Origin of the sequence: Paenibacillus sp. GM2FR, from assembly GCF_002803325.1 — a bacterium.
In the GTDB taxonomy this organism is placed as follows: Bacteria; Bacillota; Bacilli; order Paenibacillales; family Paenibacillaceae; genus Paenibacillus_AQ; species Paenibacillus_AQ lautus.
In genome coordinates, this window is the sequence record NZ_MKZM01000011.1 from 637,142 (window position 1) to 663,345 (window position 26,204).

Consider the following 26,204-nt stretch of genomic DNA (forward strand, 5'->3'; position numbering starts at 1 on the left):
GGAGTTTTTTAGGGAGGAGATATTACGGTGTATCCCCTGCCCCTTCCGTCTCCTGAGCCGAACGCAATACCTTCTTCATATTCTTCTCAAACTTTACACGGGGGATCAACACGCTATGCTGACACTTGGTACATTTGATCCGAATATCCATCCCCATGCGAATAATCTCCATCTCATTATTTCCACAAGGATGAGGCTTCTTCATCTGAACGATATCCCCTAACTGAAATACCTTGCGCTCCATGGCTATCGCTCCCTTTTACTTCTATCACTTCTTCTATCTATTATATATCATTGGATTACCAATTAGATCAACCCTGAACGCGTTCTTGTCCCATTTCCCGTGCTTCAATAGCCTGTTTGATATCCGTAAAAATCTGGCGCTCCACGTGTTCCCTTGCATTCGGATTACATTCCGCCACAATACGAACAACATATTCGGAAGTACTCAATGACTGGATTCCTAACACATCCGGAGTCCGCTGTACCTCTGGGCAACGGTCCATGATTCCCGTTAGGGCTGCTTGAATTAGCGTTATCGTATCCTTCACCTGCTGATCGTTCTTTACCGGTAGATCTACAATGGCTAATGAGTTGGAAAGGGAATAATTTGTGACGCTGGTTATCATCCCATTCGGAATAATATAGGTCTCCCCATTCAATCCCTTTACACGCGATGTGCGAAGCCCGATCATTTCGACAGTTCCCCGGTACTCACCACTCTTGATTACATCACCTACTGCAAACTGATCCTCAAATATAATGAAGAATCCGGTGATAACGTCCTTCACTAAACTCTGTGCACCAAAACCTATTGCAAGCCCAAGCACCCCGGCACCGGCTAACAGCGGTCCTAACTTGAAGTTGAACTCTGAAAGAATGATCAAAATCATAACAAAGTTGCACACAACGGAGGTTACATTTTTTAATAACTCCCCTACCGTGACAAAACGTCTTGAGTTCACTTGAATTCGGCTCTTCTCCTGCCTAAGAAGAAACTGATCAATCATTTTATACACAACCCGTATCACAATACGCGTCAGAATAAAAATGATGATAACCCGAATGCCGGACGACAGGATATGCATCCACATCTCTTCATTCGTTAACCATCCCCAAACTTTATCTTTCAATCCCTCAGCCTCCTTAGCGAATCCCACTAAATCCACATCATCTGCATCCTCTGATAAGTAACCAAAGCCCCTCATCTTGATGTCCTCCTATTACTCTTCGATGTTGATGTACCTCTCGTTGCTATCCAGTGCAAAGATGCCCCGGATTTCCACATGCTCCTGCCGGATAATCTCTTGAACATCTTTTAACGCATCAGGTGGGAATTGAATCGATAATGCACAGCCAGCCGTAATCTCTTTTGGTGTAGGAAAAAGATCAATTTCGATATCCGCGTACTCCAACAGCATTTCCGCACGCAGCGCCTGCTGGGTGGAATCGAATGCAATCAACATTGCGCCTTCCACTTCCCCGTCCCCCTCCATCGTGCCTATCATTTCTATTTATGCTCTACTCATCATCATTCCCCATGATTGAGAGTTTTATATAAACCTTTTCATAGATCAACCAGCCTAGTCACATATGCTGTTCCAAAGAACAGCCTTCTGTGTTGAGTTGAATATAAATCACATTTTTAGCAAATCCCAAAGTATAAAAACAGTCTTTCATCCATATACTGATACTACCAAATGCAGACGAAAGGAAGATTCTATGAACCGTCTATCTAAAATCACGTCTCGCCCGGAGGCTTCCAGCTTAAAAATACCACACACGGACCCTAATATCCATTCTGCTATTATACATCGTTTGCTCTTCCATCTTTCTGACGCTCGTATTCAGCACCGTCCGCTGGTTATTGTCTGCATCGGTACCGATCGGTCCACCGGTGATTGCTTGGGGCCACTGGTCGGCACTTCACTAGCCCGCTACAACAGTCCGCTGTTCCATCTCTACGGCACGCTGGACGAGCCTGTCCACGCCATGAATCTGAAGGATACGCTGACCGCCATATACGAGAAATTCGATAACCCTTTTGTGATCGGGATTGACGCCTGCCTAGGGCAATCATCAAGTGTAGGTTCTATTCAAATATCCGATGGTCCTCTAAAGCCTGGAGCCGGCGTACACAAAGAATTACCGCCGGTCGGCGATATCCACGTAACGGGTATCGTCAATGTCGGCGGCTTTATGGAATACTTCGTATTGCAGAACACTCGCTTAAGCTTGGTCATGCGGTTGTCTGATATCATTGCAACCTGCCTGTTTGCAGGTATCAAAGAGTGGAACCGTTCTTCCCTTCTTGCAGCGCAAGAGTGACGGCCTCCTTTTCTTCCGGAGACAATGGATATTTGGATTGCCCATCCTTCAATGGTTTGGCGTACACAAAGGAGCTCTCCCGGTTATGCAGACCGGTCAGCACGATCCCTTCCTCCTCTTCACTAAGAATAGCCAGGGAGAAGCTCATTTCATTTCCCCGCTCGCCAAACGCATTATATCGTACGATGCCAACCTTGGATTTCATCCCTTTCAAGCTGCCGCTGATCGTATCCAGCATTTTTTGATGACTGGCATGCCCTTCTTCAATTTCATCCATTTGGATTTTCAGCTGGACCAGCAGCGATTCGAGATCCTCTACCCCGCTGCCTGCCATCATCGCATCGTATCTGCGTTTCATTTTACGCAATTTTGCCCCTTGAACAATTAAGGTTATCCATAAGATCAAGATGATCATGACCATTCCGACGACAAACCAATGAAGCTGCTCCATGATCAATTCATTTAATTCAGACATGCTTTCTTCCTTCCTCTTCTCCATCTTGATCTGTTTATTTAATTGTGAATTTCCTTGATCGCTTTTCGCATGAATTCGATTTCGTCACGGCTCGTAGAAATCCCCACGCTTGCTCTGATTGCACCCGTCTGTTCCGTGCCTGATGCCATATGGGCGAGCGGTGTACAGTGATAACCGGCACGCACGGCAATCCCATATTCCCGGTCCAGTCGAAAAGCCAATTCAGACGCGCTGTATCGCTCCGACACAAAAGCAACAATGCCAGTCCTCGCCTGTCCAAGAGCAGGACCTAGTATACGAAAGCCTCCTACCTCTTGCAGACCCTCCATCATATACTGTGTTAACTCCCATTCATGCCGGTAAATATGCTGCGGTGTCCATTCAAGCACCTTCCTCACACCTGCTTGCAGTCCCGCATACCCAATCGTGTTAGGCGTCCCTGCCTCATATCGATCCGGACGTACCGTTGGCTGTTCAATAGCCTCCGATTGACTCCCTGTGCCTCCGTGCAGTAATGGTTCCAGATCAATATCAGGCGAGATATACAACCCGCCTGTTCCCTGCGGCCCCAGAAGCCCTTTATGCCCCGGAAAAGCCAACATGCCTATATGCATCTCCTCCACGTGAATACCCAGCATACCGGCACTCTGGGCAGCATCTACGAGCAGCACAGCCCCTTTTCTCTTCACCAGCTCTCCTATTTCAATAAGAGGAATAATCGAACCAAGAAGATTGGAACTTTGACTACATACAACAAGCCTAGTATTAGAACGAAAGGCGCCCTCCATTAGTTGCATATCAAGCTGACCTTCTTCATCGACAGGAATATAGTCTACTTGTATCCCTCGGGTGCGTTTCAAATACTCTAACGGTCTTCGCACTGAATTATGCTCAATCATGGTGGCAATGACATGATCGCCTTCACGCAAATACCCTTTGATTGCTAAGTTCAACGCTTCTGTTGTATTCGATGTCAATGCAATATCATTAGGGTTTTTTACCCCAAACAAATCTGCGAGCGTCTTCCGTGTTCCATAGAGTACTCGAGAAGCCTTCACCGCCATCCGATGACTCCCACGCCCCGGATTTGCAGCAGCCTCCTCCATCGCCTTTCTCATTGCTTCAAATACTTCAGGCGGCTTTGGCCACGAAGTGGCTGCATGATCCAGATAAACGATCGGGTCCATGATGTTTCCCCTTCATTTTTGCCGTATTGGTGTCTCTTAACAGAATATGTCCGAACATCTTTAAATTCCATCATCAAGGCTATGGGTTTACGCTTACGTTCACGTTTAGTTAAATAAAGACATATCTCATTCCCTCACAGGAACGTCGACATGTCTTTGGTTTTTAATCGCACACATTTGCTTTCAATCCATCACGCATAAAAAGCATCTTCTTTAACAAACCCAGAACCTTTTATTGAAGAAGTTCCAACAACCGCTCCAGGTCCTGTCTACTATAGTAATTAAGCTCAATCTTCCCTTTATCCTTATTGTGCTTAATTTTGACAGTTGTTTTAAACCGTTCTCTCAGATCCTCTTCCAGATGATCGATATAAGGATCTCTATTCTTAGCCTTAGGCTTCGCTTTGTCAGCTGGTTTACGATCCAGGTTCTTAACAGCTTCCTCCAGTTCACGAACACTCCACTCTTGCTCCACACACTGTTTTGCCAACTGTTTAACTAGAATCGGATCCTTGATTCCAACAATCGCTCGGGCATGTCCCATGGATAATGTTCCACGTGAAACATTGTCCTTCACTTCTTCTGGTAGAGAAAGCAACCGCAAAAAGTTAGCGATGTGGGAACGAGACTTACCCACCTTCAAGGACAGCTCTTCTTGGGTTAAGGAAAATTGTTCCATCAAGCCTTGGTAAGCTACAGCAATCTCCATGGCATTCAGATTCTCCCGCTGCAGGTTCTCAATCAAGGCAATTTCCATCACTTGTTGATCGCTAAAAGATCGAACCACCGCCGGAATGGTAGCTTTGCCGCAATATTGAGATGCCCGGAATCTGCGCTCCCCAGCAATAATCTCATACCCTTTCAGCACACTGCGGACGATAATCGGTTGTATAACTCCATGTTGACGGATCGACTCTGCCAATTCCTGGATTGCCTCATCGTTAAATGTCTTGCGCGGCTGATACGGATTCGCTCGCAATTGACTAAGCGGAATTTCCACTACCTTGTCATCATCATGAATAGACAAAGATGGAATAAGCGCATCCAGCCCTTTTCCCAATCGTTTACTCATACGAGATCACTTCCTTTGCCAGCTCCAAGTATACTTCCGCTCCCTTAGATCGAGGATCATAAGTAATGATCGACTGTCCATGAGATGGTGCCTCACTCAAACGAATATTTCTAGGAATAATCGTTCTGTACACTTTTTCCTGAAAATACTTTTTCACTTCTTCAATCACCTGAATGCCCAGGTTCGTGCGCGCATCCAGCATCGTCAACAATACGCCTTCAATCTTGAGAGATGTATTCAGATGTTTCTGAACAAGGCGAACCGTATTCAGCAGCTGACTCAGACCCTCCAGTGCGTAATATTCGCATTGGATCGGGATGATCACGGAATCGGCCGCGGTCAATGAATTGATCGTTAAAATGCCAAGCGATGGAGGACAATCAATCAAAATATAATCATACTGAGGCTTGATTAATTGGAGTGATTTCTTCAATCGTACTTCACGGGAAATCGTAGGGACAAGCTCAATCTCAGCACCAGCCAATTGAATGGTTGCCGGAATGATGTCCAATCCTTCTATGTTAGTCCCACAGATGGCGTCCTTCGGGTGTACTTCATTGATGATAATATCATATATGCAATTTGCAACATCGGCTTTATTAATGCCAACCCCACTCGTTGTGTTTCCTTGGGGGTCTATATCCACCAAAAGCACCCGTTTGCCTAGCGAAGCCAATCCAGCTCCCAGATTGACGGAAGTCGTCGTTTTGCCGACACCGCCCTTTTGATTTGCTATGGCAATTATCTTTGACACTCATTTCACCTCAATGTAGGAAGACTCTTCTAAGTAGTCGCAATAGATGATATACAGCGATAGGCTGTATATGTATTAAGTGAACGATCCCGGAACTTCGGAACGCCCAGGATAAGCGGCGATGAAAATGAGTAATAATACATTACATGTTTCTCATCTGTAACATCAAACCAAACCTCTTCGTTATATGAAATAGCCTGCTGCAGAGCATTATCTCTTGATCAACAGAAAAAGCGGTACGATGCATACCGCTTCACACCATATCTTAACGTTTAGGTATTTTTATAACGATTTCATAGTGATCTTCATGATCATTCTCTGTTGTTTTGATAGCCATCCCGGAACCGGAGACCATATCGATCGATTGGCGAATCGTGTTCAGAGCCAGGCGAACATCCTTACTATACGATATACGCTTGGACTTCTTCATCGTTGTTACTTCTTTATAAAAGGCGATTCGTGCTTCCGTCTGCTTCACATTCAGTTCCTTGGTAATGATCTCATCCAGCACCTTGAGCTGGGTCTCTTCATTATCCAATGAAAGCAGCGCACGAGCATGGCGTTCCGTCACTTTACGTTCCATCAATGCCACTTTGACTGCTTCCGGTAGCTGCAGCAAGCGAATCTTGTTTGCAATCGTGGACTGGCTTTTTCCTAACCGCTGTGCCAAGCTCTCTTGTGTCAGTTGATGAAGATCAATCAGCTTTTGATAAGCAACAGCCTCTTCAATGGATGTCAGTCCTTCACGCTGCAAATTTTCGATTAACGCAATCGATGCCGCCTGTGAATCGTTGAACTCCCGAACAATGGCCGGAATCGTGTCCAGACCCAGCTTCTTAACCGCACGCCAGCGGCGTTCCCCTGCAATGATCTCATACATGCCATTACGGACACGAACAACGATAGGTTGAATGACTCCATGCGTTTTAATCGTCTGGAGCAGTTCATCAATCTTCTCATCATCAAAAATCGTCCGTGGCTGGTATGGGCTGCTGACAATCTCGTTTACCGGGATTTGTTTCACTTCATCCCCTTGGTTCCGCTCTGCCGCTAAGCCAAACAATCTCGAAAATTGTTCCTTCATTCCGTATATTACCACCTAATTTCATGATAGCACGGATAAGCCTCCGAAGATCCCGGAATCGGTTAAACGATTGGACAACCAACATATGGAGTCATACACGGATACTTCCACCATCCATTGGCGCTAGAATCCATTGTGGTGCCAGGCATTTCCCTGCAAAAACAGATTTCATGCTGATCAGAGAAAAGACGCCTGTGGTGATCATAGCCGTATTACTCTGAATCAAACCGCTGCATGAAGCGGTTGCTTCTTGAGAGATATAACAGGAGGTTTATCATGATGCTTACTATCAATCGATATCTCACAAGTGGTATATATGTCTTCTACTTCGTATAAGGCCATGATTCCCTTCGGATCGCACGGCACTTTCCAAAAAACAGCAGCCACAACGATCAATGTTGTTGACTGCACGAAGCAAGGATGGAAAAGTGACCAAACCAGGATTTATACTCTTTCATCCTATTAAAGAACGGGCAAACCGGCCCTTCTGTCCAAATGGATACTACGATTCTATTCTACCACTTTTTGTCCTATAACTCTATTCTCCAATATCACCTTTTTTCCTTCATTTCTCGCTTGCTTTATACATGATTTGTACACAGTTCCAAAGTTTTTGCGTCGATATCATGTTATGAAGCCACATCACCCATCCTGCAGCCTATCTCGCGATCCTAACATTTAGAATAATTGTGGGATTTGCCAATAAATTAAATCTTTCCAACAACCAATATAATCCAAACGTTCGACACAATCTGAATCTCCAAACACAATAGATGTATCCGAACTATGCACATTGTGCGTCAATGCTCCCTGTGTTCATATTGAATGTCCAGCGCATGATTACGATAGCTCCAGACTTTTTCTCCTTGGGGGAATCTTTCATTATGGAAGTTAGATGGCGTAGTTGATATCAAAATAATCTGGCAAGCCAATATGCTTCCAAAGAGGTGTTTGCTTATATCAGACAGCATGCTTCAAATGTTTCACGTGAAACATTTGAAGTTTATATAGATACATCCACATAGTTGATTCCCTTCTTATTCAAAAATCACATCCCCCTCCCTTTTAGAGATCAGCCTTGGTTCTGTTTAATAAAATCCGCTTAAAAGGTGAGCGCGCGATCTAGTCGTAAAAACACTTCTAATGGGTATCCTCCCACTCGTAAATCCCAGTTAAATCTATTTTCTTCTTCCACCCCACACCCCCAATTTAAAGAATTAGATAAACGTGCGAATGGACTTAACCAATGAAATTTAAAAAACGATTTCTATTTCAATATATATCATATGTAAAAAGAAAAGGGTTGTTAAAGACTACCTTCCCGCTCAAGGAAATCTACACAGCCAATAAAAAAAGAGAAGGACTTCATAGAGTCCCTCTCTTTGAATCGTTTGCATATCTTCCCCGATGCGCAAGAACCTTACACAATCGGCGTTTTGCTGGCCGTACCCGCCTTGCGGGGATACTTGGAAGGCGTGGCTCCCTTTTTATCGATTACCACGATATGCCGGCCAGATTCCTCTACGGGTAGGGAGAACGAATGAACCTTGTTCAAGGCCCCTCTCAGCTCTTTCAGGCTGCGGGCTGCCTCCTTCACCTCTTCCGTAGGATCACTGCCCTTCATCGCGGCGAATCGACCCCCTACCTTGGTGAAAGGTAGGCAGAACTCGTTCAACACAGCCATGCGAGCTACCGCTCTTGCAGTGACCAAGTCGAACCCGTCACGGTATCCTTGCTTACGAGCTACCTCTTCCGCACGCCCGTGAATCAGTTCAACCCCAGTTAGGCCAATCGTATCCACGACATGCTTCAGAAAGTTAATCCGTTTGTTGAGCGAATCTACAATCGTCAACTTCACATGCGGGAAACATATTTTTAGAGGAATACCAGGGAAGCCTGCGCCTGATCCGATATCCGCCAGATTGCCGATTTGGGTCATATCCACGTAAAAGGCGAGCGTAATCGAGTCGTAAAAATGCTTCGTATAGACTTGCTCCCGTTCCGTAATCCCAGTTAAATTCATTTTCTCGTTCCACTCTACCAGTATTTCGTAATACATCTCGAACTGCTGGAGCTGTTTCTCATCAATCGTAATCCCGTGCTCCCCGAGCCGGTCAACAAAAGCCTTCTGAATGTCGTCCATTCCTTATCCTTTCGCTGCGGTTACCCGGTTATAATGCTCCAGGTAAACGAGAAGTATCGAAATATCCGCTGGCGTTACACCTGCAATGCGGGATGCTTGACCGATAGAGATCGGGCGGATCTTGTTCAGCTTCTGACGGGCTTCCATGGCCAGTCCGTTGATCTCGTCATAAACGATATCCTCCGGAATGCGTTTCTTCTCCATCTTCTGCAGCTTTTCCACATGTCCCAGCTGTTTCTCAATATAACCCGCATATTTGATTTGAATTTCGACCTGCTCCTTCATTTCCTCATCCAGCTCGTAAGGAGACGGGGAGAGCGACTCAATCATGGCAAACGTAATTTCAGGACGACGCAGAATCGTCAGCATATTGCTTCCGTCCACAATCGGTGCTGATCCGGCGGCTTCCAGCATCTCATTCACTTCAACCGGCTTCACCTTCGTTTGACGAAGACGTTCGATCTCCTGCTCAACGAGCTGCTTCTTCTGTACGAATTTGGCATAACGTTCTTCCGAGATCAATCCGATGTCATGACCGATTTCAGTAAGACGCAGATCGGCATTATCATGACGAAGCAGCAGTCGGTATTCTGCACGGGAGGTGAGCAAACGATAAGGCTCATTCGTCCCTTTGGTCACCAGGTCATCGATCAGTACTCCAATATAACCCTGGGAGCGATCCAGAATAACCGGCTCTTTACCCTGCACTTTCCGTGCCGCATTGATTCCCGCCATAATGCCTTGACCCGCTGCCTCTTCATATCCCGAGGTTCCATTGATTTGTCCGGCCGTGAACAGACCCGGCAGTTTTTTCGTTTCCAGAGACGGCCATAGCTGCGTTGGCACCATGGCGTCATACTCGATAGCATATCCGTTACGCATCATTTCTACCTTCTCCATTCCCGGAATGGAACGAAGCACCGCAAGCTGGACATCCTCAGGCATGCTGGTGGATAGCCCTTGTACGTAGTATTCTTTTGTATTTTTACCTTCAGGCTCCAGGAAAATCTGATGTTTCGGCTTGTCGGCAAAACGAACGATCTTGTCCTCGATGGACGGGCAATAACGTGGACCCGTACCTTCTATAACGCCAGAGAACATCGGTGCGCGATGAAGGTTGTCATTGATGATCTGATGCGTATCCACCGACGTATACGTCAACCAGCAAGGAAGCTGCTCATTGTCGGAGGATTTCGTTTCGTAAGAGAAGAACTTAGGCTTCTCATCCCCAGGCTGGATTTCGGTCTTGGAGAAATCAATCGTATCCTTATGCACCCGAGGTGGTGTACCTGTCTTGAAGCGAACAAGGTCGAATCCAAGCTCGCGCAGGTTATGCGCAAGTTTTACCGAAGGCTGTTGATTGTTCGGACCGCTCTCATACATCAATTCACCCATAATAACTTTACCACGCAAATACGTACCGGTTGTCAGCACAACGGCTTTCGCACGATATTCCGTGCCCGTCTGCGTCACGATCCCCACGCACACGCCATCTTCTACGATGAGCTGATCCACCATACCCTGACGAAGGGTAAGCTTCTCTTCCTTCTCCATCGTCTCTTTCATGGTATGCTGATAAGAAAACTTATCCGCTTGAGCACGCAACGCGTGAACAGCCGGACCTTTACCTGTATTCAACATTCGCATTTGAATGAAGGTTTTATCGATATTGCGTCCCATTTCTCCGCCCAGTGCGTCGATTTCGCGAACGACATGGCCTTTTGCAGGCCCTCCAATGGACGGGTTACAAGGCATAAAAGCAACCATATCCAAGTTGATGGTAACCATCAACGTTTCAGCACCCATTCGTGCAGATGCAAGTGCAGCTTCACAGCCGGCATGTCCTGCACCGACTACAATCACGTCATAAGTGCCACCTATATAGCTCATAGCTTACCCTCCTGTTCTTATTGTGTTATATACGTAATCAAAGGGCATCCACCTCGAATATCCCTGATATTGCTGAGCTGTTCCTACTATATATAGTAATCGTTGGAGCTTATTTACCCAAGCAAAACTGTGAAAAAATCTGATCAATGAGCGAATCGCCAACCGCTTCGCCCAATATCTCACTTAACTGCTCCCAGGCCATTCTCACATCAATTTGGATCATATCGATCGGAATGAGCTGTTCAGCCGCATCGTAAGCATCCTGCAGCGACTGCTTGGATTTCTTCAGCAAAGCGATATGTCGCACATTGCTCACATAGGTCAGATCTCCGCCTTCAATCCGGCCGCTGAAGAACAAGTTGGATATGGCCTCTTCCAACCGGTCAATCCCCTCTTGTGCCTTCACCGACATCGGAACAATCAATTCATCGGGGTAGTACCGATGCAGAATGTCCAGATCGAGATTAGACGGTAAGTCCATTTTATTCATAATGACAATACATTGTCTACCGCGTATTTGTTCCATCAATTCCAATTCGTCCTGATGCAGCGGTTCGTTGGCATTCAGCACGAGCAGAATGAGATCCGCTTCGTTGACCGCATGCTTGGATCGTTCAACGCCGATCTGCTCGACCACATCCATCGTTTCCCGGATGCCCGCGGTATCGAGCAGCTTCAACGGAATGTTGTTAATGGTGACAAATTCCTCAATCACATCGCGAGTCGTTCCTGGTATATCCGTGACAATCGCGCGATTATCCTGGGCCAGCGTGTTCAGAAGCGAGGATTTGCCCACATTGGGGCGACCGATAATCGCTGTCGTAATCCCTTCACGCAGGATCTTCCCTTCTTGCGCGGTCTTTAGCAGCTTATCAATTTCCCCCATAACAAGCTGGCTTTTCTCTTTAATGAATTCCGAAGTAAGCGACTCCACGTCATGCTCAGGATAATCAATATTCACTTCGATATGGGCCAGCGTTTCGACCAAGGTATGCCGCAGCTCGTTGATCTTACGGGATAACGTTCCTTCAACCTGCTTGAGGGCAACGGAAAAGGCGCGATCGGATTTCGAACGAATCAGGTCCATAACGGCTTCCGCCTGGGACAGATCAATCCGGCCATTTAAGAAAGCACGCTTCGTAAATTCACCGGGTTCCGCCAAACGGATGTTTAATTGAAGCAGCAGATCCATGACCCGCTTGACGGAGATGACGCCACCATGAGCGCTGATCTCGACAACATCCTCGGTCGTGAACGAACGAGGGGCACGCATCACGGTCACGAGCACCTCTTCGAGGTTTTCCCCCGTTTTCGGATCCACAATATGACCGTAATGAACGGTATGGGACTCCACTTGCGTTAACTTGTTTTTGCTTTTGAATATACGCTCCACTTCCTGAACGGAGTCCGGCCCGCTGACGCGAATAATCGCGATGCCGCCTTCACCGACTGCCGTAGAAATGGCTGCAATCGTATCGCTAAACATCGTTTCCTTCACCTCTTTCTATTTAAAAAACCTCGGGATTACACCCATACGGTGTACTACCCGCTGCTTGATCTATTTTCTTAAGAAAAACCTCCTGCCAAAGTCTTTCCGTATAGGTCTCTTTAAAAAACAATGACTCCCTCTTGAAGCTTAAGGAGTCATTGTTTATATATACTCTTCAACTCATTTAGGACGACTTGGGTGTAATGACAACCCGCCGGTTCGGCTCTTCGCCTTTGCTGTACGTCTTCACGGCTCCATGCGACTGGAGTTTGGCGTGAATTACCTTCCGCTCAGCAGCAGGCATAGGCTCAAGCACAATCTCTTTACGGGTCTTCAGAACCCGTCCCGCTAACCGATCCGCCAGATCCTCCAGCGTCTTCTTGCGACGGTCGCGGAAGTTCTCGGCATCCAGTACGATGCGAAGATAGCTGTCGGAGTAACGGTTAGCTACGATATTCGCCAGATATTGAAGGGCATCCAGGGTCTGACCTCTGCGCCCGATCATTAGTCCAAGTCCGGCGCCGGAAATTTGAAGCGTGGTAAAGTCTTTTCCCTTCTCAACCTCAACCGAAATATCTAGCCCCATGGCTTGTCCGGTTTCAATCAGAAAGGTGATGGCTTCCTGGTAAGGATCCTTGCCTTCAAACGAAGCTGTGCCAGGGTTCTCTATCTCTGTCCTGACAGCAGCAGGTTCCTGCGTCATTACCGAGGTATTCGAGACCTGAACCACTTTGGCCGGAACAGCTTGCGCGTTCGTAGGAGGTTCTTCCTTCACAGATGAATCGCCGCCGGCACCGTCAGGCAGGAGCGTTAGTTCGACTTTCGCTTCCTTGACCCCGAACAGGCCCAGGAATCCTCTTGATGGCTGACTCAATACTTGAACCGATACACGGTCTTGACTTACACCCCATCGGGCCAGCCCTTGTGCGACAGCATCTTCAATGGTTTTTCCTGTTGCGACGATTTTACTCATCTCGACTTCTTGGCTCCCTTCGAACCTTTTTTCCCGCCTTTGCTGCCACTCTTTTTCCCGCCCTTGTTACCGCTCTTATTGCTCTTCTGACCGTCGGTTGCGCTGGCAACGCTTGCCACGACAGCAGCCTTGTCATTGTTGCGGTACAAGAAGTAGTTCTGCATGATCGTGTAGAGGTTACTGTAGAACCAGTACAACGGAAGTGCTGAAGGGAACTGGAAGGACATTACAAAGATCAGAATCGGATAAACGAACAGCATGAACTGCATCATCCCCATTTGCGGAGACGGGTTCATCTTCATCATCATTTTTGTTTGGAAATAAGTGGTTGCAGCAGCAAGCACCGGCAAAATAAACAGCTTGTCCGGTTGGCCTAATTGCAGCCACAGGAATTCGTGATCACGAAGGAGATTGTTATAGTAAATCGAATGATAGAGTGCGATAAATATCGGCATTTGTACGATCAGCGGCAAACATCCCGCCATCGGATTAACCTTATTCTCCTGGAAGAGCTTCATCGTTTCCATTTGAACTTTTTCAGGTTGATCTTTATATTTCTCGCGAATTTTCTGAATTTCAGGCTGAATGGCCTGCATTGCCTTCGAGCTTCTGACCTGTTTCAGAGTCAGCGGTAAAATCAAGGTACGGACGATAAGCACCATCACGAGTACGGACAATCCGTATTCACCGTTAAACCATGTAGCAAACGTATCAAGTGCCCATGTAAAGTAATAAACAACGTTGCTCTGCCAAAAGCCTCCATTTTTCAAATCTTCAATGGTACGCGTTTGGTCAGCTCCACCAGGCGCACAACCTGATATAACGGCCACTGCAAGTATTACAGCGGTGAGGAGGAACCATTTTCCTCGTCTTGTCTTCATGAACGACACTTCAAAACCCCTCTCTTCGCCATTCCATTCCACGGTAAATCATAACATATTTATATGGACAAATAAACACATGGTTCAGCCCCTCTTCGCTTTCAAAAGGGACGATTTCCTCAATACATGAAGCACGCTTTTCTCCAGCTCCTGATAAGACTTATCGAGCGCTCCCTTTCGAACGATGAAGATCAGATCAACATGCTCGATAATCTGATGCTGATGGAGCCTGACAATCTCTTTAACCAGCCGTCTCATCCGGTTGCGGACAACCGCATTGCCGATCTTTTTGCTGCATGAAACGCCAACGCGAAACTGCTCTACCTCTTTTTTGCGTGACCAATATACAACAAATTGATGATTGGCGAAGGACTTTCCGTGTCGATATACCCGGCTGAAATCAGCGCGGTTCCGTAAACGAAGTTTTCTATGCACAAGTTCTCCCGCCCTGCCGTTAATCAAGTTCATTACATCCTGCGCTGCATTGGCATATCTTCTATTATAATAGTATAGGCATGCCAAAACCGCGCTAAACACCTCAATTGCAATACGTTACCACTCAATGTAGCTTATATTCTGCCGGTTTCAAAGGAAACTCCTCACACTGCAGGAGATATTACGAAAAAAAGACCACCTCGGTGGTCTTCGTGGCACAATATTACGCGCTCAGTACTTTTCTGCCTTTTTGACGGCGGTTAGCCAATACTTTGCGTCCGTTCTTCGTGCTCATTCTTTTACGGAAGCCATGTACCTTTTTACGTTTGCTTACATTCGGTTTGAACGTCGGTCTCATGAATTAATGCACCCCCTTACAGGAATCTGTCTTACCCATATTTTAAGATCATAACGTCAATCGACGCACTTTCACGGAAGAATAGACCGCGATTTGTTGAACCGACGTCTATGGACGTATCTCTTGTAAACAGACCGCTAAATGGTAGCGGATAATGTTCTCATCTTCACAGAAAATGCCTTTATACATTTAATCACGTTCAGGCCCAAAAGTCAAACCTATCTTAACTTCAGCAAGCACTTAAGTTTTCCACAAGTAGTCATTATTGCTAGTTTTGAATTATCCACATGGGGATAACCTATTTAAATAGGTTGTGGATGTCATTTTTCGATCAATATAATCTCTTTCATCCCTCAAATGCCCCTTATTTACACAAGAGCTATAAAGGAGTAGTATAAATAATTGAATTTAAGTTGTATACAAGTATACACCCAAGAAGGAGCTGCATTGTTTTATGAAAATAGGCATGATCGGTCTGGGGAAAATGGGCCTCAATCTGGTTCAGAATCTGATCCATCATCAGCATCAGGTCGTAGCTTACGACTTAAATACGGAATTGGTCGATCAAGCTGCCCAGTGCGGTGCCGAAGCGGCAGCATCAACTGAATGGCTCGTTGCCAAACTGGAAAAACCCCGCATCGTATGGATGATGGTGCCAGCCGGAAATATCGTGGATTCCGTCATCGATTCCCTCACCCCACTCCTGGAGTCCGGCGACATTCTAATTGACGGCGGCAACTCGCATTATAAAGATTCCAAAGCCCGTGCAGCGCGGCTGGCGGATCAAGGCATTCATTATTTTGATGCCGGCACTTCCGGCGGTATGGAAGGCGCTCATCATGGTGGCTGCTTTATGATTGGGGGCAACCGCGACGTATTCAACAGCATTGAGCCCCTATTTAAGGATATGGCTGTCGAGAACGGTTACTTGTATGCCGGTGAAAGCGGCAGCGGCCATTTTCTGAAGATGGTCCATAACGGAATCGAATACGGCATGATGCAATCCATTGCGGAAGGCTTTGAAGTATTGGAAAAAAGCGCGTTCGATTTCAACTATGAGGATGTCGCGCGGGTATGGTCCAATGGATCCGTCATTCGCAGTTGGCTCATGGAGCTGACGCAAAACGCATTTTCCAAGGATCCGAAGCTGGATGGCATCAAAGGCGTAATGAAATCGTCCGGCGAAGGTAAGTGGACCGTTGAAACGGCACTTGAGGTTCAAGCCAGCGCACCCGTCATCGCCATGTCGCTGTTCATGCGCTATCGCTCCCTTGACCAAGATACGTTCCACGGCAAAGTCGTTGCAGCCCTGCGTAATGAATTCGGCGGTCATGCGGTTGAGAAATCGGAATAACATTCATTTTCTTCTATTACCTGCTGTTTCTTAAGGGCATCGATGTCATGGCCTCATCATGGTCCCTTATCCTTTCGATGTGGTATCATTACCACTAGAGAAAATTAGAATCAGTAACGGATTGGAGAATTAGGCTATGAAATTTCCCTCAACGTGGCTTCAGGGAGCCTCTCTCGGAGAGGCCATCGCCAGTGAACTGAGATTGCAGATTATTAGCGGTACCATCAAGCGCGGAGAAATCCTGTCCGAGAACCGGATTGCAGGTGAATTCGGCACCAGCCGATCTCCTGTGCGGGAAGCAATGAAAACGCTGTCCAGCGAAGGATTGATCCAATTGGAGCGCATGGGCGCCGTTGTCATGGGCTTATCGCTTAAGGAAGTAGAGGAATTATACGATGTCCGTTTTCTTATCGAGAGCTTTGTTCAAGGCCAGGTGTTTGCGAATCCCCAGCCGGAATTAATCCAACATTTAAAACAAATCGTTGATCGGATGGAGCTTGCCGCCAAACATCAGGACCCGGTTGAATTCTCCTATCAGGATTTGGCTTTTCATGAACGGATCATTACGGAAGCGAATCATAAAAGGATTCTTCATCTATGGAAGAGCATTCGCCCTATCGTGATCACGGTCATGTTAATTACGACCCGTCAGGTGTTTGGTGGCGGAGGCACCAAGATTCGGTATGTCATGGACAAGCATCTTCAGCTTATTGCAGAGATGGAATCCCTGGATCCTGCACGGATTCAAACGGCGGTTCAGCATTACTTCGATGATTCCCGTCAGACGCTTCATCTTAGTTTTCCGGAGGGTTAGCTTAATCCTCCCTTCCTCCGCCCCGACATTGAATGTGCACGCTCTAACTTGTCGACAAGTATACAATAGAATTCGCTTTTGTTTTGGGTATACTACCGCAGAACAGCCCGATATTAACCATTTCCCAATTCAAATGGGTAATCTATAGGAGGAAGCAAGATATGAATTCACTATTCGGTCTCAGTCATAATGCTACCTTAATGATCTGGACACTGCTGACGATCGTCTTCCTGATCGTGCTGATTTCCAAATATAAATGGAATCCTTTCGTGACCCTACTGATCTCCGCACTAATCCTTGGTCTATTGACGGGCATGCAGCCTGCGGATGTTATTACTTCAATAACCGGCGGGCTGGGGGGAACGCTTGGAACGATTGCCATCGTAATCGCCCTTGGTACCATGCTCGGAAAAATGATGGCCGAATCCGGAGGCGCCGAGCAAATCGCGACCACACTCGTTGACCGCTTCGGCGAAAAGCGGGTCCATTGGTCCATGATGATTGTCGGTTTTATCGTCGGTATTCCCGTATTTTTCGAGGTGGGCGTCATCCTTTTGATTCCTATTGTCTTCACGGTTGCACGCAAAACGAAAATGTCTCTGCTGCACATCGGCATTCCGATTTTGGCCGGACTGTCCACCGTTCACGGTTTGGTGCCTCCGCATCCCGCTCCGATGATTGCTATTAAAGCATATGATGCGGACCTTGGCATGACAATACTTTACTCGTTCCTGGTTGGGATTCCCGCAGCGATACTGGCTGGCCCGGTGTTCGGTAAATTCATCGGCAAACGAATCCGAACCGAGCCGCCCGAGGAGCTTGCCGAGCAGTTTTCAAGCCAAGCCGATCGCCGATTGCCCGGCTTCGGCATCACGTTGTTTACCATCTTGCTGCCGGTCATTCTGATGCTCATCGGTTCCGCAGCTGATATTATCGATCCGGAATCCACAAGCATGATATCCGTGTTCTGCAAATTTATCGGTCATGAAATCATTGCATTGCTCATAGCTGCAGTCTTCTCCTTCTACTCGCTGGGATTCGCACGCGGCTTTAATAAACATGATCTATCCCGCTTCACCAGCGAATGCCTTGCTCCGATTGCTACGATCATTCTGATCATCGGTGCGGGCGGTGCATTCAAACAGGTTCTGATCAACAGCGGCGTCGGCAATGCCATTGCCGAAATTGCAACCGGTGCAAATATCAATGTCATCCTGTTCGCGTGGCTTGTGGCTGCACTCATTCGGGTTGCAACCGGTTCCGCTACCGTAGCCATGACGACCGCCGCAGGGATTGTCGCTCCTGTGCTTGCCATGACGCCTGGCGCCAACGTAGAGCTTGTCGTACTCGCTACCGGGGCAGGCTCCATCGTACTGTCACATGTAAACGATGCCGGCTTCTGGATGGTAAAAGAATTCTTTAACATGACGGTAGCTCAGACGCTGAAATCCTGGACCGTGATGGAGACGATCCTATCCCTGACCGGACTGGTGTTGGCTCTGGTTCTCAATGTAATTGTATAATGAAGCAATAAGACACATGGGGGCTCCTTGGAATGCTGATATTTTAAACAGCGAACCGGGTGCCCTTACGTAGAAAGAAGGTATGTCTCATGAGTACTCAGAACTATATGATCGGTGTCGATATCGGAACAACCAGCACCAAGGCCGTGCTATTTAAGGAGAATGGTGAGGTTGTTGCTAAAGCCGGTGGTGAATATCCACTGCTCACCCCCACTCCCTCTACGGCGGAGCAAGATCCGGAGCAAATCTTTCAGACCGTCATTTCCTCTGTCCAAGGGGTTATGACGCAGAGCGGGATTGATCCAGCTCAAGTACTATTTGTTTCTTTCAGCGCGGCCATGCACAGCGTCATTGCCGTAGATAGCCAAGGTACCCCTTTGACTCGCTGCATTACTTGGGCCGACAACCGCAGTGCTGCCTGGTCTGCAAAGCTCAAAAAGGAACTCGGCGGCATGGAGCTGTATCTTAGAACCGGAACTCCGATTCATCCGATGTCCCCTGTGACCAAGCTGATGTGGATGCGCCATGAGCTGCCCTCCCTCTTTCATCAAGCAGCCAAATTCATTTCGATTAAAGAATATGTTTATTTCAAACTATTTGGCCAGTATATTGTAGACCACTCCATTGCCTCCAGTACCGGTATGATGAACCTCGAAGCCCTGGCTTGGGACCAGCAGGCACTGGAGCTCGCTGGCATCACGGAGGACCATTTATCTACGATCGTACCAACTACACATATCATGGAAGGCCTAAAAAGTGAGTATGCCGCAGCCATGGGGCTCTCCACTTCCACCCCTTTCGTGCTTGGAGCTGCCGACGGCGTGCTGTCGAACCTCGGCGTGAATGCCATAAAGCCGGGAGTCGTTGCCGCTACCATCGGTACGAGCGGTGCCATCCGTACGGTTGTTGACAAGCCGGTGACCGATCCGAAGGGACGGATTTTCTGCTACGCATTAACGGAGAAGCACTGGGTCATCGGGGGCGCGGTCAACAACGGCGGCATGATTTTCCGCTGGGTTCGCGATGAATTTGCCGCCTCCGAGGTTGAAACGGCCAAGCGGCTCGGCATCAATTCGTATGATGTACTCACCAAAATCGCGGACCGTATTCCGCCAGGCTCGAACGGACTGCTATTCCACCCGTACCTGACAGGAGAACGCGCGCCGTTGTGGGATCCGAATGCCCGTGGATCGTTCTTTGGTTTAACCCTGAATCATAAAAAAGAGCATATGATCCGCTCCGTTCTGGAGGGCGTGATCTTTAATATGTATACCGTTTTGCTAGCGATGGAGGAACAAATCGGCCGGCCGGCCAAAATCCATGCCACCGGCGGTTTCGCCCGTTCACCGATCTGGCGGCAGATGATGGCGGATATTTTTGACCAGCAGGTGATCGTGCCGGAGAGCTACGAGAGCTCTTGCCTTGGCGCAGTAGTCCTTGGTCTGTATGCTACAGGAAGAGCGGATTCACTCGACATTGTAGAGACGATGGTCGGCGGCACCCATGAACACCAGCCTGTGAAGGAAAGTTCGGATGTTTATAAGTCTCTGCTGCCGATCTTTATCCGCATTTCGCGGAAGCTGGAGGAAGATTATGAAGCCATTACCGAATTCCAGCGTCGATTCGAGCAATCGTAAGCTTACTATAGTAAGAAAAACGTCTATCGACGAACATTCCAGAGAAGACAGACCACGTGTAGATGTTGTTTTTCTTGCGATATCAGATAGGCCATGCTTCGAAGTTTATACTTCTGTTACCTTAAGTAAAAGCCCGTTTTCGATGGATCCGATCCATGGCGAAAACGGGCTCTTTTTGTCATAATGCCTGCGCAAAAAATATCCACAACGCGAATCCCATACCGAAAATCCCCCCTGCCTTACACATAAAGAAGTAGAAATCGCTGGGCTCCGGATGATCAATCATCAGATTCGAGGGCGACATATGAAATATAAAGCGTTGAAAGGCTTCATAACGGAATCCGCACCAGGCATAGACCAGCATCACGAGCGCCAATATGAAGAATCCTACGCTGCCATTAGGGTCATGAAACTGCTCGTCGGCAGCCTTTGCAAGCTCTGTCGGAAAATAGTGAGGCTCTTCCGGATTTCATATACCTCGCCCGCAATCTCAACCCGTTTATTTTCTGCACAAGTATGAACATAAATCGGCTCGCCGCGGCCAAATGATGTCCTATATTCGCTGCTCCCGCTTCCCGAATCGGCATATTTGGCGTACTTTAGTCCCTCCATATAAAACACTTTCTTCGAATAATAGTCTTGGGCCCACACGGTAATAAGAACCAATGTAGCGGTCAGAGCGAGTAGTCCCCCTATTCTTCTCCAATTCAAGACCTTCCCTTTCGTCTGCATCCGTGGTTCCCCCGTCCCGATTTTTCTAATCATACGGTCCCAGCGCAAAAAGGTTGCAAAGCGAACGTGTTATCTGTCTATTTCCAACTTGAGTCCCTCAGATTAACCGCCGTTATACGACACCCATCGTGCGAGATAAGGATGCTAAGCCTCGGATGTTCATACTCTCTTATCTCTTCAAAAAAGCCCTCAAATGGAATCGATAGATTCCATTTGAAGACTATCCACAGTCATTTTTCACCTTTGGTCGATTTATTGGCTGCTAGAACATTCAACCATAAGTTATGAACAGATGGTGAGGGAAGAAAATTCTGCTTGCGAATCGGACAACCTGTGAATAATTTTTTGCGTTTTGAGGCCAATGATGTCGAAGGCTAAACAAATTATAAACAATATATAGTGGTGTGAATAAAAATTATGCACAACGTATTGAATTTGTGGATAAATTAGCGACATACATTGAAAATAAGGCCTTCTTTTGCTATGATGATATTACTTTTGGTTGTGAATATGTGAATGAAGATATAATATTATCAACAGGCTGTGGATAAAGTTGTGAACAATTTCAATTTATCCATATTTTTTTGTTTCCACAGGAGTTAGTTCTGGGGATAATTAGACATCATTCATTTTCTTTCGACAATTCCACACATGGCTCTAGCCACATTTGGAAGATTTAAAGGAGTGACAGTTTTGGAAAGCCATACTTCCGAATTATGGCAAGAAATATTATCGATCATACAAACCAAGCTGAGTAAACCGAGTTTTGACACTTGGTTTAAAGCGACCAAGGCATTGACCATTAACGATCACTCCGTCGTCATTTCTGCACCGACAACGTTTGCTGTAGAATGGCTGGAGAGCCGATACACCAAGCTGGTTAGTGCAACCGTATTGGAGGTGGTGGGCAAGCAGGTGGATGTCCGCTTCGTTATTGAAGAGGCTAAAGGACATGAACCTGTTCCGCAGCAGCCCTCGCCGCCGCTTGAAATATCCGGGGAAGAAATTCAGTCCCATATGCTGAATCCGAAGTATACGTTTGATACCTTTGTCATCGGTTCGGGCAACCGGTTCGCGCATGCTGCCTCGCTCGCTGTTGCCGAAGCTCCGGCTAAGGCGTATAACCCATTATTCCTATATGGTGGAGTTGGACTTGGAAAGACGCACTTGATGCATGCCATCGGCCATTATATTTTGGAGCACAATCCCAGCAGTAGAGTCGTGTATATTTCCTCCGAGAAATTCACCAACGAGTTCATCAACTCCATTCGGGACAACCGCGCTGAAAGCTTCCGCAACAAGTACCGTAGCGTCGATATTCTGCTCATTGACGATATTCAGTTCTTGGCAGGCAAAGAATCGACGCAGGAGGAATTTTTCCATACGTTTAACGCCCTGCACGAAGAGCGGAAGCAGATTATCATATCCAGTGACCGTCCGCCCAAGGAGATACCGACGCTGGAAGAACGGCTCCGTTCCCGGTTCGAATGGGGATTGATCACCGATATTCAACCGCCGGATCTGGAGACGCGGATCGCTATCCTTCGCAAAAAAGCGAAGGCCGAGAATCTGGATATTCCGAACGAAGCCATGATGTATATCGCCAATCAGATCGATACGAACATTCGTGAGCTCGAAGGTGCCCTTATCCGTGTCGTTGCCTATTCCTCCCTGACCAATCAGGACGTAACAACGCATCTGGCAGCCGAAGCCCTGAAGGATATTATTCCGTCCAGTCGGCCGAGAATGATTACGATTCAGGACATCCAGCAAAAGGTCGGCGAGTATTACAACCTGAGGCTGGAAGACTTTAAAGCCCGCAAGCGGACCAAAGCCGTCGCGTTTCCGCGGCAAATTGCCATGTACCTATCCCGCGAATTAACCGACTATTCCCTTCCCAAGATTGGAGAAGCATTCGGAGGCCGGGATCATACCACTGTCATCCATGCCCATGAGAAGATTACCCAATCTCTGAAAAATGACCAAGAGCTGTTCAAAGTGGTCAATAATATTACGGAGAAAATCAAAAATCCAACCTGAACAAGTTCAAAGCCTATGCACAATCTATACACATGTGGATAGGCTTAATTTTATGCCTTTTCTGGAGCTTATCCACATATTCAGTGCCCCTATTACTATTACTAATAATAATTAATAAATAATTTAACCATAAAGAGGGGGATCCTCTTGGCCTTCGCCAAGTGAAAAAACCCCTCTCATTTTTCCGTAAGGAGTGAAATTGATGAAAATCAGCATATTAAAAAATGTATTAAACGAATCCATTCAACACGTATCCAAGGCGATTTCCAGCCGAACCACGATTCCGATCCTCAGCGGCATTAAACTGGATGTCACGTATTCGGGTGTCACACTAACGGCTAGCGATACTGATATTTCCATTCAATCGTTTATTCCTGCGGAAGATGAGAAGCATACCATCGTCCAAGTAGAGCAGCCTGGTAGCGTTGTGCTGCCAGCCAAATTTTTTGTTGAAATCATCAAGAAACTCCCTTCCCAAGAAATCCAGATGGAGGTAAAGGAGAACTTCCATACCTTTATTTCTTCGGGAGCTACGGAAATTCAGATGGTCGGTTTGGACCCGGAAGAATTCCCGGTATTGCCTAACATTGAAGACAGCCAAACGGTTTCTTTGCCTGGAGATCTGCTGAAAAATATGATCAAGCAAACGGTATTCTCCATTTCCACCCATGAAACAACGCCTATTCTGACCGGGGTATTATGGAGTCTGAACGACAATGAGCTGAAATTTACCGCTACAGACCGTCACCGATTGGCAACTCGCTCCGCACAGCTGGACAATGCGCAGGACATTTCGTTCAACAATGTCGTCATTGCGGGTAAAACGCTGAATGAGCTGAGCAAAATCATTCCGGATCAAAATACGCTGGTGGATATCGTTGTGGCCGATAATCAGGTATTATTTAAAATTGACCGTGTTCTGTTCTATTCCCGTATACTGGACGGCATTTATCCCGATACTTCTAGAATTATTCCAACATCGCATAAAACAGAACTCGTTTTGGACACAAAAAAATTAAGCGAGTCGATCGACCGCGCCTACCTGCTCTCCAAAGAGGAGAAAACGAACATTGTTCTCCTGCAAACGATGGAACATGGCGGCATCGAGATTTCTTCCAGCTCCTCCGAGCTTGGTAAAGTGCGTGAAGAATTGGATCTGATCGATTTCAAAGGGGATCCGCTGCGCATCTCGTTTAACTCGAAATATATGCTGGACGTGCTAAAGGTGGTTGAAAGCGAACAGCTGATGATCGCTTTCATGGGGGTTATGAGCCCGATCATTCTTAAACCTCTCGACGATAGCAAGAGCCAATATATTATCCTGCCGTACCGTACGGCCAATTAAAGTTATCCCCATGTTGATAGGGATGAAAGGACGAAGTCATGAAACAAATATTTATCCACAGTGAATATATCAAGCTGGATCAGTTCTTGAAGCTTTCAGATTGCGTATCCACAGGTGGGATGGCGAAGGCCCTGCTGCAGGAAGGAGCAGTTCTGGTCAACGACGAAAAGGAAGAGCGGCGCGGACGCAAACTGGTTCCTGGCGACATCGTTAAGGTGGAGGACTGCGGAACGTTTCAGGTGGCAGCACAATAGACAGCCTCCCGCAGCCGCTTTGGCGCTAAGCGCGGAAGACGAGGGAGAGGATAAGCTTGTTTGTCAAAAATGTCAGCCTGCAGCACTATCGAAACTACGAGAAGCTGCAGCTTGAGGCGTTTGGTGACGTTAATTTGATTATCGGACGCAACGCTCAGGGAAAGACGAATTTGATGGAGGCGCTCTTCGTGCTTGCTTTAACGAAGAGCCACCGTACCTCCAAGGATCGCGAATTGATTGGATTTGAGCAATCCAGTGCCCATATCTCGGCCGAGATTGATCGCAAGTACGGGGCTTTGAAGCTGGAGCTGAGCTTGTCCCAGCAGGGGAAGAAAGCAAAAATCAACGGACTTGAGCAGCGGAAGCTTAGCGATTTCATCGGCTCGCTCAATGTCGTGATGTTTGCTCCCGAGGATCTGGAGATTGTCAAAGGCACGCCGGGGGTTCGCCGCCGGTTTCTTGACATGGAGATCGGGCAGGTGGCACCGAGCTACCTGTTTCATCTGCAGCAATACCAGAAGGTGCTTGTGCAGCGCAACAATCTGCTGAAGCAATTATGGGGGAAGGGCAGCGCCGAACAAGCGATGCTCGAAATTTGGAACAGCCAATTGGCAGAACATGGTGTTAAAATCGTCAAGAAGAGGAAACAATTTATAAAAAAGCTGCAAAAGTGGGCTGAAAGCATCCATCAGGGAATCACAAACGGCCTGGAAGAGCTCTCTTTACACTACCTTCCGTCCTTTGCTGACGCGGAGGAAGAAGATGAAGCTGTCTTATTTGAGACATTTATGATAAAATTATCACAAATGAAAGAGCAAGAAATACGGCGTGGTATGACATTGGCAGGTCCTCATCGAGATGATCTGGCTTTTTATATTAATGGCAAAGAAGTCCAAACGTATGGATCTCAAGGTCAGCAGCGGACGACGGCGCTATCTTTGAAACTGGCTGAAATCGAGCTGATACAGGAAGAGATCGGTGAATATCCGGTGCTGCTTCTGGATGATGTGCTTTCTGAATTGGATCCGTACCGGCAGACACAATTGATCGAGACATTCCAGAGCAAAGTGCAGACATTCATCACGGCGACGGGCATTGAGAGTTTGAATACCGACAAATTGAAGGGTGCCAGCATTTTTCATGTCCATGACGGACAGGTGGGCTCTTAAGGAGTGATTCCATATGTATATTCATTTGGGCGGAGAGAAGATCATCCGTTCGTCGGAGCTGGTTGGGATTTTTGATATCTCGATAGAGAAATCTTCAAAAATCTCCAAGCAGTTCGTCACGCATGCCCAGCAGCATAAAGTCGTGGAGATGATTGGCGAAGAAGATCCGAAATCCATTGTGGTGACGAAATCGATCGTCTATTACTCTCCGATCTCCTCTGCAACGCTTAAGAAGAGAGCAAATCATTTTGTAGCTCAGGCATAACA

The 26,204-nt window shown here is 47.1% G+C and carries 28 protein-coding genes; 11 read left to right on the plus strand and 17 right to left on the minus strand.

What is annotated here, in order from left to right:
* Positions 1-22: 22 nt before the first annotated feature.
* From PAEVO_RS31145 to PAEVO_RS31155, 3 genes are all read right to left on the minus strand, one after another.
* Positions 23-244: a DUF951 domain-containing protein gene (locus PAEVO_RS31145; RefSeq protein WP_071219319.1), complete on the minus strand. Its 222-nt coding sequence runs from the start codon at positions 242-244 to the stop codon at positions 23-25.
* A gap of 67 nt (positions 245-311) precedes the next feature.
* Positions 312-1,208, minus strand: coding sequence for a mechanosensitive ion channel family protein (locus tag PAEVO_RS31150; protein ID WP_100541327.1), 897 nt, complete (start codon positions 1,206-1,208; stop codon positions 312-314).
* A 15-nt stretch (positions 1,209-1,223) separates the two neighbouring features.
* Positions 1,224-1,508, minus strand: a complete 285-nt coding sequence (locus PAEVO_RS31155) for a putative Se/S carrier protein (RefSeq protein ID WP_411830374.1) — start codon at positions 1,506-1,508, stop codon at positions 1,224-1,226.
* A gap of 214 nt (positions 1,509-1,722) precedes the next feature.
* On the opposite strand from PAEVO_RS31155, the gene yyaC reads away from it, so the two are divergent.
* The gene (gene yyaC, locus PAEVO_RS31160) at positions 1,723-2,328 is read left to right on the plus strand and encodes a spore protease YyaC (protein WP_100541329.1); all 606 of its coding nucleotides are present in this window, start codon (positions 1,723-1,725) and stop codon (positions 2,326-2,328) included.
* On the opposite strand, the gene PAEVO_RS31165 is transcribed toward yyaC, so the two are convergent.
* The 12 genes from PAEVO_RS31165 to rpmH all read right to left on the minus strand — a co-directional run bounded on the left by PAEVO_RS31165 (position 2,285) and on the right by rpmH (position 15,069).
* The gene (locus PAEVO_RS31165; RefSeq protein WP_100541330.1) at positions 2,285-2,803 is read right to left on the minus strand and encodes a DUF4446 family protein; all 519 of its coding nucleotides are present in this window, start codon (positions 2,801-2,803) and stop codon (positions 2,285-2,287) included. The two genes, yyaC and PAEVO_RS31165, sit on opposite strands and share 44 nt — an antisense overlap.
* 38 nt (positions 2,804-2,841) lie before the next feature.
* On the minus strand, positions 2,842-3,990 hold the full coding sequence (locus tag PAEVO_RS31170) for an aminotransferase class V-fold PLP-dependent enzyme (RefSeq protein ID WP_100541331.1): 1,149 nt from the start codon (positions 3,988-3,990) through the stop codon (positions 2,842-2,844).
* Between the two features lie 232 nt (positions 3,991-4,222).
* Complete coding sequence (locus PAEVO_RS31175; RefSeq protein ID WP_100541332.1) at positions 4,223-5,062, minus strand: ParB/RepB/Spo0J family partition protein; 840 nt, start codon at positions 5,060-5,062, stop codon at positions 4,223-4,225.
* Positions 5,055-5,816, minus strand: a complete 762-nt coding sequence (locus tag PAEVO_RS31180; RefSeq protein WP_076326292.1) for a ParA family protein — start codon at positions 5,814-5,816, stop codon at positions 5,055-5,057. The genes PAEVO_RS31175 and PAEVO_RS31180 overlap by 8 nt, the downstream gene beginning before the upstream one ends.
* Positions 5,817-6,081: 265 nt before the next feature.
* Positions 6,082-6,900: a nucleoid occlusion protein gene (noc, locus tag PAEVO_RS31185; RefSeq protein ID WP_076326293.1), complete on the minus strand. Its 819-nt coding sequence runs from the start codon at positions 6,898-6,900 to the stop codon at positions 6,082-6,084.
* Between the two features lie 1,420 nt (positions 6,901-8,320).
* Entirely contained in the window at positions 8,321-9,043 is a 723-nt protein-coding gene (gene rsmG, locus PAEVO_RS31190) for a 16S rRNA (guanine(527)-N(7))-methyltransferase RsmG (protein ID WP_100541333.1), read from the minus strand.
* A 3-nt stretch (positions 9,044-9,046) separates the two neighbouring features.
* A complete protein-coding gene (gene mnmG / locus PAEVO_RS31195; protein ID WP_100541334.1) occupies positions 9,047-10,933 on the minus strand; it encodes a tRNA uridine-5-carboxymethylaminomethyl(34) synthesis enzyme MnmG in 1,887 nt (628 codons plus the stop codon).
* A 109-nt stretch (positions 10,934-11,042) separates the two neighbouring features.
* On the minus strand, positions 11,043-12,419 hold the full coding sequence (gene mnmE / locus PAEVO_RS31200; protein ID WP_100541335.1) for a tRNA uridine-5-carboxymethylaminomethyl(34) synthesis GTPase MnmE: 1,377 nt from the start codon (positions 12,417-12,419) through the stop codon (positions 11,043-11,045).
* 187 nt (positions 12,420-12,606) lie between these two features.
* Entirely contained in the window at positions 12,607-13,395 is a 789-nt protein-coding gene (gene jag, locus PAEVO_RS31205; RefSeq protein WP_100541336.1) for an RNA-binding cell elongation regulator Jag/EloR, read from the minus strand.
* On the minus strand, positions 13,392-14,285 hold the full coding sequence (locus PAEVO_RS31210; protein ID WP_100541337.1) for a YidC/Oxa1 family membrane protein insertase: 894 nt from the start codon (positions 14,283-14,285) through the stop codon (positions 13,392-13,394). Before PAEVO_RS31210 ends, jag begins: the two co-directional genes overlap by 4 nt.
* Positions 14,286-14,360: 75 nt before the next feature.
* A complete protein-coding gene (rnpA, locus tag PAEVO_RS31215; RefSeq protein WP_100541374.1) occupies positions 14,361-14,711 on the minus strand; it encodes a ribonuclease P protein component in 351 nt (116 codons plus the stop codon).
* A gap of 223 nt (positions 14,712-14,934) precedes the next feature.
* A complete protein-coding gene (gene rpmH, locus PAEVO_RS31220) occupies positions 14,935-15,069 on the minus strand; it encodes a 50S ribosomal protein L34 (protein ID WP_006207379.1) in 135 nt (44 codons plus the stop codon).
* Between the two features lie 454 nt (positions 15,070-15,523).
* Here rpmH and gnd point away from each other — a divergent pair, with 454 nt between their 5' ends.
* The 4 genes from gnd (at position 15,524) to gntK (ending at position 20,397) form a co-directional block, all read left to right on the plus strand.
* Positions 15,524-16,423, plus strand: coding sequence for a phosphogluconate dehydrogenase (NAD(+)-dependent, decarboxylating) (gnd, locus tag PAEVO_RS31225; RefSeq protein ID WP_100541338.1), 900 nt, complete (start codon positions 15,524-15,526; stop codon positions 16,421-16,423).
* 136 nt (positions 16,424-16,559) lie between these two features.
* Positions 16,560-17,237 (plus strand): GntR family transcriptional regulator, encoded by a 678-nt coding sequence (locus PAEVO_RS31230; protein ID WP_100541339.1) that lies wholly within the window; start codon positions 16,560-16,562, stop codon positions 17,235-17,237.
* Between the two features lie 161 nt (positions 17,238-17,398).
* Positions 17,399-18,760, plus strand: a complete 1,362-nt coding sequence (locus tag PAEVO_RS31235; RefSeq protein WP_100541340.1) for a GntP family permease — start codon at positions 17,399-17,401, stop codon at positions 18,758-18,760.
* An 89-nt stretch (positions 18,761-18,849) separates the two neighbouring features.
* A complete protein-coding gene (gene gntK / locus PAEVO_RS31240) occupies positions 18,850-20,397 on the plus strand; it encodes a gluconokinase (RefSeq protein WP_100541341.1) in 1,548 nt (515 codons plus the stop codon).
* Positions 20,398-20,575: 178 nt separating this feature from the next.
* Here the strand turns inward: gntK and PAEVO_RS34965 are convergent, their stop codons facing one another.
* Together PAEVO_RS34965 and PAEVO_RS34550 are read right to left on the minus strand one after the other, a co-directional pair.
* Positions 20,576-20,761 carry a DUF6199 family natural product biosynthesis protein gene (locus PAEVO_RS34965; RefSeq protein WP_481856511.1) on the minus strand — a complete coding sequence of 62 codons (186 nt, stop codon included), beginning with the start codon at positions 20,759-20,761 and terminating at the stop codon, positions 20,576-20,578.
* A 23-nt stretch (positions 20,762-20,784) separates the two neighbouring features.
* A complete protein-coding gene (locus tag PAEVO_RS34550; RefSeq protein WP_243391002.1) occupies positions 20,785-21,129 on the minus strand; it encodes a hypothetical protein in 345 nt (114 codons plus the stop codon).
* Between the two features lie 404 nt (positions 21,130-21,533).
* Here PAEVO_RS34550 and PAEVO_RS34055 point away from each other — a divergent pair, with 404 nt between their 5' ends.
* From PAEVO_RS34055 to remB, 6 genes are all read left to right on the plus strand, one after another.
* Positions 21,534-21,680, plus strand: a complete 147-nt coding sequence (locus tag PAEVO_RS34055; protein WP_165789785.1) for a hypothetical protein — start codon at positions 21,534-21,536, stop codon at positions 21,678-21,680.
* 142 nt (positions 21,681-21,822) lie between these two features.
* Positions 21,823-23,169, plus strand: coding sequence for a chromosomal replication initiator protein DnaA (dnaA, locus tag PAEVO_RS31250; protein ID WP_076326303.1), 1,347 nt, complete (start codon positions 21,823-21,825; stop codon positions 23,167-23,169).
* 202 nt (positions 23,170-23,371) lie between these two features.
* The gene (dnaN, locus tag PAEVO_RS31255; RefSeq protein ID WP_100541342.1) at positions 23,372-24,514 is read left to right on the plus strand and encodes a DNA polymerase III subunit beta; all 1,143 of its coding nucleotides are present in this window, start codon (positions 23,372-23,374) and stop codon (positions 24,512-24,514) included.
* A gap of 38 nt (positions 24,515-24,552) precedes the next feature.
* The gene (gene yaaA / locus PAEVO_RS31260; protein ID WP_076326305.1) at positions 24,553-24,768 is read left to right on the plus strand and encodes a S4 domain-containing protein YaaA; all 216 of its coding nucleotides are present in this window, start codon (positions 24,553-24,555) and stop codon (positions 24,766-24,768) included.
* Positions 24,769-24,824: 56 nt separating this feature from the next.
* Complete coding sequence (gene recF, locus PAEVO_RS31265) at positions 24,825-25,937, plus strand: DNA replication/repair protein RecF (RefSeq protein ID WP_100541343.1); 1,113 nt, start codon at positions 24,825-24,827, stop codon at positions 25,935-25,937.
* Positions 25,938-25,950: 13 nt separating this feature from the next.
* Complete coding sequence (gene remB, locus PAEVO_RS31270; protein WP_071219299.1) at positions 25,951-26,202, plus strand: extracellular matrix regulator RemB; 252 nt, start codon at positions 25,951-25,953, stop codon at positions 26,200-26,202.
* Positions 26,203-26,204 lie beyond the last annotated feature (2 nt).